The following is a 14888-nucleotide window of genomic DNA, read 5'->3' on the forward strand; positions in this document are numbered from 1 at the left end:
TTGAACAGGCTGGATGCAGCCGCGTCTTGAGGGGGCTGTTGTCCCCGTTTCGTGCCGGATTCGACGGCCGGCGGAACCGTGCCGGCAGCTGCAGATCACTCCGCCGGACCCGAAATCGATTCCGATTCGGGGGGCAATGGGGTAGGCTCGATGCTTGATCCCGCTGTGGGAGGGGCGGTCCCGTTGGAGCGGACGCTTGCCGTCATCCTCGCCGCCGACGTGGCGAGTTACAGCCGTCTTGTCGCTGCCGACGAGGAGGGGACGCTTGCCATCCTGCGCACCTACCGCACGACGATCGCCGACCTGGTGGCCGAGCACGGCGGCCGTATCTTCAACGCCGCCGGCGACAGCGTGGTGGTGGAGTTCCGCAGCGCCGTGCAGGCGGTGCGCGCCGGCGTTGCCATCCAGCGCGCCCTCAATCGCCGCAATGCCGACCTCGAGGCGGGGCGGCGGCTGGAGTTTCGCATCGGCATCAATCTCGGCGACGTGGTCACAGACGACGACAACCTGCTCGGGGACGGCGTCAACATCGCCGCTCGCCTTCAGGAGATCGCCGCGCCGGCCGGCATCTGCATTTCCGGCCAGGACACGCCGGAGCACTTCGCCGAGGCGATCGAATGGAATCGCCGGGCGATCGCGCTCGACCCGAATTTCGCCCGCGCCCACATGATGCTGGCGCGGACGCTCTATTCCAGGTGCTTTCACGGCCTCAGCGACGATGTCGCGCGGGATGGCGAGGAACTGTGCGAAGCCGCCGAGCAGGCCATTTCGCTCGACAGCCACGATCCCTATTCAAACTACGCCCTGTGCCTTGCCCGCTTCGTGCAGCACAAAGGGCAGCTGGCGGTGGAGGCGGCGCAACGGGCGATCGACCTCAATCCGAACCTGGCGCTGGCCCACATGGCGCTCGGATGGTCGCGCATCTTCGCCGGGCACTTCGCGGCCGCCCTCGAGCCGCTGAGCATGGCGATGCGGCTCAGCCCCAACGATCCGCTCACCTATCTCTTCCTGAACCGGATCGCGCTCGTCCACTACCATCTCGGCAACCACGACGAGGCGATCCGCTGCTCGGAGCGCTCGCTTTCGATCCGCAGGGGCTATTTCAACCGCGTCGTGCTGCTGGCGAGCCTCGGCCAGCGCGGGCGCGGCGAGGAGACCGGCGAACTGGTCGCCGAGACGATGGAAAGCGCGCCGGCCGACCTTTCCGGTTACTGGCGGGCCTTCGCCCCCTATGTCCGCGACAGCGACTATCGCCATTTCATCGACGGGCTCAGGAAATCGGGAATGCCGATCGATTTCTGACAAAGCCGCAAGCCGCGCCCGTGCCGGAAGTCAGCCCTTGTCCACCAGGTCGGCGTGGCGATGGACGAGCTGCCACTGGCCGTTGGCGCGGCGGAAGATCTCGGTAACGCGCAGGCGCATCGGGACGGGATCGGGCACGCCTTTGACGCGGGCGGTGGCGTTCTGGAAGCCGACCCAGTAGCCGATCTTGCCGTCATGGCCCATGTGGATGACCTCCATGTCGCTCTCGCCGCCCGCCTCGAAGGACGCGGCGTCGTCGACATAGCGCGCCAGCACCGGCTCGGCGCCTTCGACCACCGGCCCGCGCGGGTGGAAGAAGCTGGCTGGTGACGCGGCGGCGGCGATCTCCCCGAGCGGCCCGGCGTCGCCGTTGATGTAGGCGCGGGCGACCTCCTTGCGTTTCTGGATGAAGGCGTGGAAATCGTCGGGCATGATGACCTCCGTTTCGGCATCGCTGGCTGCCCCGACGATCTTCGGCCGTTCGGACCGCGGTTGCAACACCTCGGGAAGCGGAGCAAGGCCGAACCGGATGCGCCAGGACCGCCGGGGCTTGCCATTGCGCACAGTCCCCGCTTCGGTTAAGAGACCGGCGACTTTTCGCGCGCCCCCGCGCGACCCATCAGACCGGTAGTATAGACATGGCACGCATCGTGATGAAATTCGGCGGGACCTCCGTCGCTGACCTGGACCGCATCCACAATGTCGCGCGCCACGTCAAACGCGAGGTCGACGCCGGCCACGAGGTCGCCGTCGTCGTCTCGGCGATGTCCGGCAAGACCAACGAACTGGTCGGCTGGGTGCAGAACATGCCGAAGGCGACCGGCGCCAGCTCGCCCCTTTACGACGCGCGCGAATACGACGCGATCGTCGCCTCCGGGGAACTGGTGACCTCGGGGCTGCTGGCGATCGCGCTGCAGTCGATGGGCGTCAACGCCCGCTCCTGGCAGGGCTGGCAGATCCCGATCAGGACCGACAACGCCCATGGCGCCGCCCGCATCCTCGACATCGACGGCACGGAGATCATCCGCCGCATGGGCGAGGGCCAGGTCGCCGTCGTCGCCGGCTTCCAGGGGCTCGGGCCGGACAATCGCGTGTCGACGCTCGGCCGCGGCGGCTCCGACACGTCGGCCGTTGCGATCGCCGCGGCCGTGAAGGCCGATCGCTGCGACATCTACACCGACGTCGACGGCGTCTACACGACCGACCCGCGCATCGAGCCGAAGGCGCGTCGCCTGAAGAAGATCGCCTTCGAGGAAATGCTGGAAATGGCGTCGCTGGGCGCCAAGGTGCTGCAGGTGCGCTCGGTCGAGCTCGCCATGGTGCACAAGGTCCGCACCTTCGTGCGCTCGTCTTTCGTGGATCCCGATGCGCCGGGCATGGGCGATCTTCTGAACCCGCCCGGTACGCTGATTTGTGATGAGGATGAGATCGTGGAACAGGAAGTCGTAACCGGCATCGCCTATGCCAAGGATGAAGCGCAGATCTCGCTCAGGCGCGTCGCCGACCGGCCGGGCGTCTCGGCCGCGATCTTCGGCCCGCTCGCCGAGGCGCATATCAACGTCGACATGATCGTCCAGAACATCTCCGAGGACGGCTCCAAGACCGACATGACCTTCACCGTGCCCTTCGGCGACGTCGAGAAGTCGCTGAAGCTTCTGGAAGGCGTGAAGGAAAAGGTCGGTTTCGACGTGATCCAGCACGAGACCGGCCTGGTCAAGGTGTCGGTCATCGGCATCGGCATGCGCAGCCATGCCGGCGTCGCCGCGTCCGCCTTCAAGGCGCTGGCGGAGAAGGGCATCAACATCAAGGCGATCACCACCTCCGAAATCAAGATTTCCATCCTGATCGACGGCCCCTACGCGGAACTCGCGGTGCGCACTTTGCATTCCGTCTACGGTCTCGATAAGAAGTAAGCGACCGGATTCGCCGGGCGCCCGCCCGGCAGGGGACCGGTGGGTGGAAATTCGGGAGACGCCATGCGATGAGAGACCTCTCCGCGGGTCCGCGCGTACTTCTCAAGCGGCTGCGCGAATTGATGGCGGAGCCGCTCGAGCCGCAGGAGCGCCTGGACCAGATCGTGCGCCAGATCGCACAGAACATGGTCGCGGAAGTGTGCTCCGTCTATGTGCTGCGTTCCGACGGAATTCTCGAGCTCTACGCCACCGAGGGCCTCAATCCCGGCGCCGTCCACCTGGCGCAGCTGAAGATGGGGCAGGGCCTCGTCGGCACCATCGCCGCCTCCGCCCAGCCGCTCAATCTTTCCGACGCGCAGTCGCATCCCGCCTTCCGCTACCTGCCGGAGACGGGCGAAGAGATCTACCATTCCTTCCTCGGCGTGCCGATCCTCAGGACCGGCCGCGCCCTCGGCGTGCTCGTCGTCCAGAACAAGGCGAGCCGCAACTATCGCGAGGACGAGGTCGAGGCGTTGGAGACGACGGCCATGGTCATCGCCGAAATGGTGGCTACCGGGGAGCTGAAGAAGCTCACAAAGCCCGGCCTGGAACTGGATCTGTCGCGGCCGGTGACGATCGATGGCGCCAGCTTCGGCGAGGGCATCGGGCTTGGCTATGTCGTGCTGCACGAGCCGCGCATCGTCGTCACCAACCTCCTGAACGAAGATTCCGAGCACGAGCTCGGCCGGCTTGCCGAGGCGCTCGGATCCCTGCGCATCTCGATCGACGACATGCTGTCGCGCCGCGACGTGCCGGATGAGGGCGAGCATCGCGAGGTGCTCGAGACCTACCGCATGTTCGCCCACGACCGCGGCTGGGTGCGCAAGCTCGAGGAGGCGATCCGCAACGGCCTGACCGCCGAGGCGGCGGTCGAGCGGGTGCAGAGCGAGACGAAGGCGCGGATGATCCGGCTTTCCGACCCGTACCTGCGCGAGCGCATGCATGATTTCGACGACCTCGCCAACCGGCTGCTGCGACAGCTGACCGGCTACGGCGCCAAGCTGTCGGCGGCGAGCTTCCCGAACGATGCGATCGTCGTCGCGCGCGCCATGGGTGCGGCTGAGCTGCTCGACTATCCGCGCGAGAGAGTGCGCGGGCTGGTGCTCGAGGAGGGGGCGGTGACGAGCCATGTGGTGATCGTTGCGCGCGCCATGGGCATTCCGGTGGCCGGCCAGGCAGCAGGTGCGGTGGCGCTGGCGGAGAACGGCGACGCGATCATCATCGACGGCGACGAGGGCAAGGTGCACCTGCGCCCGGTGCAGGACCTGCAGCGTTCCTACGAGGAAAAGGTGCGGCTGCGCGCCCGCCGGCAGGCGCAGTATCGCGCGCTGGTGGCGGTCGATCCGGTTACCAAGGACGGCAAGGCGATCAACCTGCAGATGAACGCGGGCCAGCTCGTCGACCTGCCGCATCTCCACGAATCGGGGGCGCTCGGCATCGGCCTGTTCCGCACCGAGCTGCAGTTCATGATCGCCTCGACCATGCCGAAGGCCGAGGAGCAGGAGGCATTCTACCGCAGCGTGCTGAAGCAGGCGGCCGGGCGGCCGGTGACGTTTCGCACCCTCGACATCGGCGGCGACAAGGTGGTGCCGTATTTCCGCAGCACCGACGAGGAGAACCCGGCGCTGGGCTGGAGGGCGATCCGCCTGTCGCTCGACCGGCCGGGGCTGCTGCGCACGCAGCTGCGCGCCATGCTGCGGGCGACCGCCGGCGGCGAGCTGCGGATGATGATGCCGATGGTGACGGAGGTCGCCGAGCTGAAGGAAGCCCGCGCGCTGCTGCAGAAGGAGATCGAGCGGCAGTCGAAGATCGGCGAACAGCTGCCGAAGAAGCTGCAGTTCGGCGCCATGCTGGAAGTGCCGTCGCTGCTCTGGCAGCTCGACGAGCTGATGGAAGAGGTGGATTTCGTCTCGGTCGGCTCCAACGACCTCTTCCAGTTCATCATGGCGGTCGATCGCGGCAACGCCCGGGTGTCCGACCGCTTCGACCCGCTCGGCCGGCCGTTCCTGCGGGTGCTGCGCGACATCGTGCGGGCCGGCGAGCGCAACCAGACGCCGGTGACGCTGTGCGGGGAGATGGCCGGCAAGCCGATCGCCGCGATGGCGCTGCTCGGGCTCGGCTTCCGCTCGGTGTCGATGTCGGCGACTGCGCTCGGGCCGATCAAGGCGATGCTTCTGAGCCTCGACGCCGGCAAGCTTGCCGCGGTGCTCGAAGAGGCGCTGGAGGACCGCGCGCCGACGCGCACGGTCCGGCAGATCCTGACCGATTTCGCCGCGGAGAACGGCGTTCCGCTTTAGGCCGGCTCTTGCGCACGGGTGGGGATCGCCCGATCTATTGAAACAACCGCGCCGCGACAACCGCCAGACCGTTCGGTTCCGTTGCGCGACATCTGGAGTTCTACGGTGGCGAAGCTTCCGGTTGAAAAGATGCGCGAACTGGAGCGCCGGTTCGGCGAGATCGAGGCGCGCATGTCGGCGGGTCCCGATTCGGAGACCTATGTGCGGCTGGCGTCGGAATATTCCGAACTGCAGCCGGTGGTGACGAAGATCCGCGAATACCAGAAGGCGCAGGCAGAGATCGGCGATCTCGAGGCGATGCTGGCCGACAAGGGCACCGATCGCGAGATGCGCGACCTGGCGGAGTTGGAGCTGCCGCAGCTGAAGGAGCGCATCGAGACGCTGGAAGACGAGATGCAGATCCTGCTCCTGCCGAAGGATGCGGCCGACGAGAAGAGCGCGATCCTGGAAATCCGCGCCGGCACCGGCGGCTCGGAAGCCGCGCTGTTTGCCGGCGACCTGTTTCGCATGTACGAGCGCTTCGCCTCCGCCAACAACTGGAAGGTGGAGGTGCTCTCGGCGAGCGAAGGCGAGGCCGGCGGCTACAAGGAGATCATCGCGACGATCTCCGGGCGCGGCGTGTTCGCCAAGCTGAAGTTCGAATCCGGCGTGCACCGGGTTCAGCGCGTTCCCGAGACCGAGGCGAGCGGGCGCATCCACACCTCGGCGGCAACCGTCGCCGTCCTGCCGGAGGCCGAGGACATCGACATCGAGATCCGCCCCGAGGACATCCGCATCGACACGATGCGCTCGTCGGGCGCCGGCGGCCAGCACGTCAACACCACCGACTCGGCCGTGCGCATCACCCACCTGCCGACGGGGCTCATCGTGACGAGCTCCGAGAAGTCGCAGCACCAGAACCGTGCCAGGGCGATGCAGGTGCTGCGCTCGCGGCTCTACGACATGGAGCGTCAGCGCGCCGAAAGTGAACGTTCGGCGGACCGCAAGAGCCAGGTCGGCTCCGGCGACCGCTCCGAGCGCATCCGCACCTACAATTTTCCGCAAGGGCGGGTCACCGACCACCGCATCAACCTGACGCTCTACAAGCTCGACCGGATGATGGAAGGCGAGATGGACGAGGTGGTCGACGCGCTGGTGGCAGACTACCAGGCGGGCCAGCTGGCGCAGCTCGCCGAGCAGCGGGGCTGACAATGGCGCCGGCCACCCTTGCCGACACGCTCGCCGGCGTCCGCCGGCAACTGGCGGATGGCGGCATTCCCGAGGCGGCGCGCGAGGCGCGGCTTTTGGTCGGGGGGCTATTGGGGCTCGACGCGGCCGCCTTCATCAGCGGCGGCGAGCGGGCGCTGACGGAGGCGGAAGCAGGGCTGGTAGCGGCGGCAGTCGCCCGCAGGCTCGATCGCGAGCCGGTCTACCGCATCCTCGGGCGGCGGCCGTTCTTCGGTTTGACGCTCATGCTTTCTCCCGACACGCTGGAGCCGCGCCCCGACACGGAGATCCTCGTCGAGCGGCTGATCCCGATCGCCGAGGAAATCGTTGCGATGAAGGGGCGGTGCCGGGTGCTAGATCTCGGCACGGGAACGGGCGCCATCGTGCTGGCGCTGGTCGATGCCGTGCCGGGCGTTTTCGGCACCGGCACGGACATTTCGCCGGGAGCCCTTGAAACTGCGCGGGCCAATGCCCAGTTAAACGGGGTGTCGGACCGGTTCGAGGCTCTGGAGAGCGACTGGTTTTCCGCCGTGAGCGGCGAGTACGACATCATCGTTTCAAACCCGCCCTATATCCGTTCCGCCGTGGTGGACGGACTTGACGACGAGGTCAGGCGGTTTGACCCCAGACGGGCGCTGGATGGCGGAGACGACGGGCTGGAGGCCTATCGCGCCATTGCAAGCGGAGCGACCGGACACCTGGCGCCTGGCGGCGTCGTCGGCCTCGAGATCGGCTTCGATCAGAAGGAACAGGTGACGGAGCTGATGAAGAGCAACGGGTTCCAGTTGATCGAAGCGGCAAGGGATCTCGGCGGAAACGACCGGGTCCTGGTGTTCAGCGCTGGCTGAAGCCTGCGTGACAGGCGCCAACTTCTTGTGTTGACGCCAAGATGTCGCAAAGAAAAGGCTTGGAATCATCGATGAAGCGGGATAGGTTGCGGCTACGCACCGGGCAAAGGGTCATAGAAAACAGATTCGCTCTGGCATGACCAACGCGAAGCTTTCTCTCATCGAAGAGTTGCTGGGGTTCGAGACTGCTCTGTGCAGGTACCTGTTACTTTGACGTTTCGCGACGACAGGACCACCGACAGGCGTGGTGTGTTCGCCGACGAGATTCGCCCGAGCCAGCATTTGCGGCCGGGCGTCCGGATACATGAACATCAAGACAAGAAACACTTCAGGTGAGCGACATATGAGGCCAGGACAGCAAAACAAGCGCGGCCGCGGGCGTAATAACAACAATAACAACAATAACAACAACTTCCGCAAGGGCGGCAACCCGCTGACCCGGACCTATGACAGCTCCGGGCCGGACGTCAAGATCCGCGGCACGGCGCAGACCATCGCGGAGAAATATGCAGCGCTGGCGCGCGACGCGCAGAGTTCCGGCGACCGCGTGATGGCGGAGAACTACCTCCAGCACGCCGAGCACTACAACCGCATCATCCTGTCCGCCCAGCAGCAGATGCAGGAACGGCATCAGCAGCACGATCGCGGTGATCTCAACGATCGCGACGGCAACGATCGCGACGGCTTCGATCGCGACCAGGACGACATGGATTTCAACGGCGAGGAGGCGTCCGCGCCTGCTCCCGCTCCGGTCCGCACCCCGGCGCCGGCACCGGTTCAGGCCCGCGAGCCGCGGACGCACGAGCCGCGCGAGCAGGAGCCCCGGAAGCAGGAGCCTGCCCCGGTGGTGAACGACGGCACCGGCCCGCAGCCGGTGATCGAGGGTACGCCGGCGGAGGTTTCGCTGGAGGAAGAGGAGGCCGCCGCACCGTCGCGTCAGCCGGCCCGGCGCCGCGCCGCGCCGCGCCAGCGCCGGCCGCGCCGGACCGAAGGCCAGCCGGCCGACGAGTCCTCGTCCGAGGCGGGCGACGGCCCGGTCCTCGAAGCCGCCGGCTCGGAATAATTCCAGCGACAGAGCATTTATCAAGGACCCGGCCATTGCGCCGGGTCTTTTGCATTTGTCGATCCCTGCCGGCCTTTAATTGTCGCCGGCCCTCCACCATATTCCCCTCGATCGGTTGATGCGGTGCAATGCCGTGCCACCTTTTGCCTGACAGGCTCGCCGTCATGGGAGCCTGATCCCGAATCGCCCGACCGGCGCCGCGAACGGGCCGGCCGAGACATGGAGGACGATTTAATGAATATTGAGAAATACTCCGAACGCGTGCGCGGCTTCCTGCAATCCGCACAGACCAGGGCGCTTGCCGACGGCAATCCGCAATTCACCCCCGAACACGTGCTGAAGGTGCTGCTCGACGACGACCAGGGCATGGCCTCGTCATTGATCGAGCGGGCCGGCGGCGATGCGAGACAGGCGCGGCTCGCCACCGAGACGGCGCTCGCCAAGCTGCCGAAGACGACCGGCGGCAACGGCTCGCTGTCGCTTGCCCAGCCGCTCGCCAAGGTGTTCGCCACGGCCGAGGAGGCCGCCAAGAAGGCCGGCGACAGCTTCGTCACCGTCGAGCGGCTGCTTCTGGCGCTGGCGATCGAGAAGTCGGCCGCGACCGCCGATATCCTGGCCAAGGCCGGCGTCACCCCGCAGAAGCTCAACCAGGTGATCAACGACATCCGCAAGGGGCGCACCGCCGATTCGGCCAATGCCGAGCAGGGTTTTGACGCGCTGAAGAAATATGCGCGCGACCTGACCGCCGAGGCCCGCGAGGGCAAGCTCGACCCGGTGATCGGCCGCGACGACGAGATCCGCCGCACCATCCAGGTGCTCTCCCGCCGCACCAAGAACAACCCGGTGCTGATCGGCGAGCCCGGCGTCGGCAAGACGGCGATCGCCGAAGGGCTGGCGCTGCGCATCGTCAATGGCGACGTGCCCGAAAGCCTGAAGGACAAGCGGCTGATGGCGCTCGACATGGGCGCGCTGATCGCCGGCGCCAAGTATCGCGGCGAGTTCGAGGAGCGGCTGAAGGCCGTGCTGAACGAGGTGCAGGCGGAAGCCGGCGAGATCATCCTGTTCATCGACGAGATGCATACGCTGGTCGGCGCCGGCAAGGCGGAGGGCGCCATGGACGCGTCGAACCTGCTGAAGCCGGCGCTTGCCCGCGGCGAGCTGCACTGCGTCGGCGCCACCACGCTCGACGAATACCGCAAGCATGTCGAGAAGGACGCGGCCCTTGCCCGGCGTTTCCAGCCGGTCTTCGTCGAGGAGCCGACGGTCGAGGACACGATCTCGATCCTGCGCGGCCTGAAGGAGAAATACGAGCAGCACCACAAGGTGCGGATCTCCGATTCGGCGCTGGTGGCGGCGGCGACGCTCTCCAACCGCTACATCACCGACCGCTTCCTGCCCGACAAGGCGATCGACCTGATGGACGAGGCCGCCTCGCGGCTGCGCATGCAGGTCGATTCCAAGCCCGAGGAGCTCGACGAACTCGACCGTCGCATCATCCAGCTGAAGATCGAGCGCGAGGCGCTGAAGAAGGAGACCGACCGCTCCTCCGCCGACCGGCTCGAGAAGCTCGAGCTGGATCTTGCGGCGCTGGAGGAACAGTCGGCGGCGCTGACGGCGCGCTGGCAGTCGGAAAAGAGCAAGCTCGGCCACGCCGCGGAGCTGAAGAAGAAGCTCGACGAGGCCCGCAACGAGCTGGCGATCGTGCAGCGCAAGGGCGAGTTCCAGCGCGCCGGCGAACTGACCTATGGCGTCATCCCGCAGCTCGAGAAGCAGCTGCAGGAGGCCGAGGGCCAGGAGGCCGGCGACGCCAGCCCGATGGTGCAGGAGGTCGTCACCCCCGACAACATCGCCCACGTGGTGTCGCGCTGGACCGGGATCCCGGTCGACAAGATGCTGGAAGGCGAGCGCGACAAGCTGATGCGGATGGAGGACGAGCTCGGCAAGTGGGTGGTCGGCCAGGGCGACGCCGTGCAGGCGGTGTCGCGTGCCGTCCGCCGCGCCCGCGCCGGCCTGCAGGACCCGAACCGGCCGATCGGCTCGTTCATCTTCCTCGGGCCGACCGGCGTCGGCAAGACCGAGCTGACCAAGGCGCTGGCCCGCTTCCTGTTCGACGACGAGACGGCGATCGTGCGCATGGACATGTCGGAATACATGGAGAAGCACTCCGTGGCCCGGCTGATCGGCGCGCCTCCCGGCTATGTCGGCTACGAGGAGGGCGGGGCGCTGACCGAGGCGGTGCGCCGCCGGCCCTACCAGGTCGTGCTGTTCGACGAGATCGAGAAGGCCCATCCCGACGTCTTCAACGTGCTCTTGCAGGTGCTCGACGACGGGCGGCTGACCGACGGCCAGGGCCGCACGGTCGACTTCCGCAACACGCTGATCATCATGACCTCGAATCTCGGCGCCGAATATCTGACCCGGCTCGGCGAGGGCGAGGACAGCGACCAGGTGCGCGACGAGGTGATGGAGGTCGTGAAGGCGCACTTCCGGCCGGAATTCTTGAACCGCGTCGACGAGATCATCCTGTTCCACCGGCTGCGGCGGGCGGAGATGGGGGCGATCGTCGAGATCCAGCTGAAGCGCGTCCGGCAACTCCTGGCCGATCGCAAGATCACGCTGGAAATGGACGAGGACGCCACCCACTGGCTGGCCGAGAAGGGCTACGATCCGGTCTACGGCGCCCGGCCGCTGAAGCGGGCGATCCAGAAATACCTGCAGGATCCGCTCGCCGAGAAGATCCTCTCCGACGAGGTCCCGGACGGCTCGACCGTCAGGGTGACGGCGGGCTCCGATCGGCTGCTGTTCCACACGAAGGGCAGCAAGAGCGAGGCGGCGTAAAGAGCACGCCGCCCTGTCACGGTGCGGCATAAAAGATGCGGCGCGCGGGTCGGACGGCCCGCGCGCCGTTTGTCGTGGCGCCCGCGTCTTTCGTCCGACGACGCCAATGGCGATCGCCTGAAAAAGGGTTCACGTGGTGTTTTTCGGTTTTGGAGATGTCTTACCCCGAACCGCTGCTCAGTTTGGGGCTGCTGGAATTCTTCGTTGCGCTTGAGCTTGGGCAACGCCCGCAACGGCAAAGCGCGCGGGCCTGAATGTCTGCATCTGGCGCGAAGCGGACGACGGATGCCCCGTTCTTGGCCCCGAGCTGAAGCCTTCAGATCGCGTTGGTACGTGGATACGGGATCGCTTCACCGCCGAAACCAAAAAACTGGACTTTGATTTGGATCAGCCCGCGGCTTCACCGGCTGGCTATACTTTGGTCTGGATGCGGCGGTTTAGTAGCGCACAGGCACAAAAGGGGATCGGTCAATGATCAGATCATCGCTAATCGGGCCCGCCGTGGTCGCCTTCTTCGTTACCTTTGCCGTTCCAGGCTACGCCGCCGGCCTGACCGTCGTTAAGGCGGAACTGTGGAATAAACCAGACGGCTCGCAAGGGGTTACCCTAAGCGCTGATCACGTCAAAGCCGGCAAAGTTCAGTTCCAGGTAAAGAACGTCTCCACCGACGAGGATCACGAACTTCTGCTCGTCAAGACGGACCTTGCCGCGACGGATTTTCCCATGGATGCAAGCGGCACGCGCGTCGATGAAGACAAGTTCAAGGGCCTCAAAGAACTCGGCGATGTGCATCCAGGCAAGTCGCGAGATACCACTTTGACCCTCAAGGCCGGAAAATACGTTCTGTTCTGCAATGAGCAAGGGCACTTCGCTGCGGGAATGTACATTCCCTTCGTGGTTGAACCCTAGGCTCTGCGCGGGTCGGAAGCGGTTGTTGAGGTGTTCGCGCGCTCAACGGCAGCCAACTTATCCTAGGTGCCTGCAACCGGACAGTCCGCTGCCGGCCCAAGCCAGTCGAAGACGTGCTCGGGCCTGAATGTCGGCTTCTGGCGCAAAGCGCCCAGCGCCGCATCGCTGTATAATCTCGAAATTCCTTACCGCTTCGCCGCCACCTCGGGGCCGTCGTCCTTGCGGCCGAGCAGGTCGTCGATGCGCTTGCGCTCGACCTGGAACCGGGCGAGCGCCTCGCCTTCCAGCGACTTGCCGCCCGGCAGGCGGATCTTCAGCGGATCGACCTTGGAGCCGTTGACCATCAGTTCGTAGTGCAGGTGCGCCCCGGTCGACAGGCCGGTCGAGCCGACATAGCCGATCACCTGGCCCTGGGTGACCTTCGCCCCCGGCTTGACGCCCTTGGCGATGGCGCTCTGGTGGTTGTAGGAGGAGACATAGCCGTTGGCGTGCCGGATCAGCGTCTGGTTGCCGTAGCCCGACGCCCAGCCGGCCCGCTCCACCACGCCATTGCCGGCGGCGATGATCGGCGTGCCGCGCGGGGCCGACCAGTCCGTGCCGGTGTGCATGCGCGAATAGCCGAGGATCGGGTGGCGGCGCATGCCGTAGCCCGACGAGATGCGTCCGTTCGGCACCGGGTTGCGCAGCAGGAACTGGCGGATGCTGCGGCCGTCCTGATCGTAGTAGTCGACGGAGCCCTCCTCGGGATCCTGGAAGCGGTAGACGCGCGTGTCGGTGTCGCCGAAGCGGGCGTTGATATAGAGCAGCTCGGAATCGTCCGCCGCGACGCCGGTTTCGTCGGCGACCGAGAAGAACGCCTCGAGCGTGTCGGTGGGGCGAAGCTGGGCCTGGAAATCGACCTTGCTGGCCAGCACCCGGATCAGGTCGGTGGTCATGTCCTGGCCCATGCCGTAGGACAGGGCGGCGCGCCAGATGCCGTCATAGACGCGCGGCAGGTCGCGGCCGGAGGCCATGACCGGGCGCTTGTCGCCCTCGAAGGCGGCGGCGACGGCGGCCAGCGGCGGCGGCTCGGCGCCGGGCACGAACCGCCCGGCGTCGTCGAGCGCCACCGTCGTGACGTGGCGGCCGGACGAATAGACGGAGGCACGGACGATGTCGGCCTGCTTGCCCTTCTGCATCACGTAGATGCGCAGCACGTCGCCGGGCGCCAGTTGCCGACCGCCCAGCACCCCTTCGAGATAGCCGGCAAGGTCCTCGGCCTGCGCCTTGGCATAGCCGGCCAGCGCCATCAGGTCGACGATGTCCTGGCTGCGGCGCACCGGGATGACGTCGTCGGCATATTCGACGTCGTCGGGGCCGATCGCGTCGAAGTCGGAGACGCTCATGTTCTCCTCGACGATGCGGGCGGTCAGCCCCTGTAAAAGGTCGAGGCCGCCGCTGCCGGAGGCGAAGCGCTGCGGGTCGACATAGTAGAGCGAGGCGATCTGGGTACTGCCGTCGGTCAGCGCCGAGCCGTTGGTGCGGACATTCTCCTCGACCTCGTCGACCGACATCTGGTCGGCGAAGGCCAGGCCGCTGCCGCCGGAGGGGAAGTCGCCGCTCTTCAGCGCCACCTCGGATTCGACGTCGGACCCGTAGATCGTGCCGGTGCGCGACACCGGCTGCGCCTCGCGCCCGCCGTCGGAGAAGATCGCCAGCGGATCGAAGCCCGGATAGTCGTCGACGGCCGGGTGGCTGGCGGCCAGCGCCATGGTGACATGGGCGAATGGCTTGCGGCGCACCACCTCCTTCTCGCCGTCATGGATCATGGTGGAGACCTCCATGACCTTCTTGTCGGTGGGCTTGGCGACGACGTTCGGCTCGAGGATGCGCTGGCCGCGCTTGACGGCATTGTCGGCCGGGGCCGGCTGCTCGGAGGGCGAGAGCGCCGCATAGGCTTCGGCGGGGATCGCCAGCTGCTGGCGGCCGTCGAGGGCGGCAAACAGCGCAACTCCCATCAGGATGGAGGAGGTGATGCCGGTCAGAAAGGTGCCGGACAGCCAGCGCAGCGAGATCTCACGACGGTCGGGGGCACGGCGGCCGTCCGCCGGGATCGGCGGTTCGTTGCCGAGCGTGCGGATCATGTTCCTGTCGGTCGTCGTCATGCCGATCGCGTTGGTCCCGTGTCGTTTGCGCGCCGTCCCGTGGGCGAGAAGATGCACATGTTAAGGGGCCTAGTCAAATCCGACCCGCGCGACTCGGCGAAGCGCGCCCCATCTGGTACGGCAAGACGACGCCATTGTGAAAAAATCAGGGCGGCCCGGCAAAAACCGGCCGCAAAGGGCGGGGGTGAAGATTCTTTGCGGTGGAAAAGCCGGCAATCCAGGCCATTGCGCCGAGGCCGGCGAGAATTTTCGCAAAACCGTCATTTTGGCTGTTGACTTGGTTGGGGGTTGGGCCTAGAAACCGCCTCACCAACGAGGGCGGCGGCGCT

General features: G+C 66.5%; 11 protein-coding genes. 8 read left to right on the top strand and 3 right to left on the bottom strand.

Annotation, left to right across the window (positions count from 1 at the left end; all coding sequences use genetic code 11):
• Positions 1 to 150: 150 nt before the first annotated feature.
• On the top strand, positions 151 to 1302 hold the full coding sequence (locus tag C7449_RS10095) for a tetratricopeptide repeat protein (RefSeq protein WP_245414340.1): 1152 nt from the start codon (positions 151 to 153) through the stop codon (positions 1300 to 1302).
• Positions 1303 to 1332: 30 nt separating this feature from the next.
• Here C7449_RS10095 and C7449_RS10100 read toward each other — a convergent pair whose 3' ends face one another.
• A complete protein-coding gene (locus C7449_RS10100; protein WP_108002706.1) occupies positions 1333 to 1734 on the bottom strand; it encodes a nuclear transport factor 2 family protein in 402 nt (133 codons plus the stop codon).
• Positions 1735 to 1940: 206 nt separating this feature from the next.
• Between C7449_RS10100 and C7449_RS10105 the strand changes: the two genes are divergently transcribed.
• The 7 genes from C7449_RS10105 (at position 1941) to C7449_RS10135 (ending at position 12415) form a co-directional block, all read left to right on the top strand.
• A complete protein-coding gene (locus C7449_RS10105) occupies positions 1941 to 3215 on the top strand; it encodes an aspartate kinase (protein ID WP_108002633.1) in 1275 nt (424 codons plus the stop codon).
• A gap of 68 nt (positions 3216 to 3283) precedes the next feature.
• On the top strand, positions 3284 to 5551 hold the full coding sequence (ptsP, locus tag C7449_RS10110) for a phosphoenolpyruvate--protein phosphotransferase (protein WP_108002634.1): 2268 nt from the start codon (positions 3284 to 3286) through the stop codon (positions 5549 to 5551).
• Between the two features lie 105 nt (positions 5552 to 5656).
• Positions 5657 to 6739, top strand: a complete 1083-nt coding sequence (prfA, locus tag C7449_RS10115; RefSeq protein ID WP_108002635.1) for a peptide chain release factor 1 — start codon at positions 5657 to 5659, stop codon at positions 6737 to 6739.
• A 2-nt stretch (positions 6740 to 6741) separates the two neighbouring features.
• The gene (gene prmC / locus C7449_RS10120) at positions 6742 to 7605 is read left to right on the top strand and encodes a peptide chain release factor N(5)-glutamine methyltransferase (RefSeq protein WP_108002636.1); all 864 of its coding nucleotides are present in this window, start codon (positions 6742 to 6744) and stop codon (positions 7603 to 7605) included.
• Positions 7606 to 7948: 343 nt separating this feature from the next.
• On the top strand, positions 7949 to 8668 hold the full coding sequence (locus tag C7449_RS10125) for a DUF4167 domain-containing protein (protein WP_108002637.1): 720 nt from the start codon (positions 7949 to 7951) through the stop codon (positions 8666 to 8668).
• A 234-nt stretch (positions 8669 to 8902) separates the two neighbouring features.
• Positions 8903 to 11506, top strand: a complete 2604-nt coding sequence (gene clpB, locus C7449_RS10130; RefSeq protein WP_108002638.1) for an ATP-dependent chaperone ClpB — start codon at positions 8903 to 8905, stop codon at positions 11504 to 11506.
• A gap of 471 nt (positions 11507 to 11977) precedes the next feature.
• On the top strand, positions 11978 to 12415 hold the full coding sequence (locus tag C7449_RS10135; RefSeq protein ID WP_108002639.1) for a plastocyanin/azurin family copper-binding protein: 438 nt from the start codon (positions 11978 to 11980) through the stop codon (positions 12413 to 12415).
• Positions 12416 to 12600: 185 nt separating this feature from the next.
• Here C7449_RS10135 and C7449_RS10140 read toward each other — a convergent pair whose 3' ends face one another.
• A complete protein-coding gene (locus C7449_RS10140) occupies positions 12601 to 14538 on the bottom strand; it encodes a M23 family metallopeptidase (protein WP_108002707.1) in 1938 nt (645 codons plus the stop codon).
• Between the two features lie 166 nt (positions 14539 to 14704).
• Positions 14705 to 14888, bottom strand: a 184-nt coding sequence (locus tag C7449_RS21935) for a hypothetical protein (RefSeq protein WP_210204711.1), incomplete at its 5' end; no start/stop codon positions are given.

Origin of the sequence: Mycoplana dimorpha, assembly GCF_003046475.1 — a bacterium.
Classification (GTDB): Bacteria; Pseudomonadota; Alphaproteobacteria; order Rhizobiales; family Rhizobiaceae; genus Mycoplana; species Mycoplana dimorpha.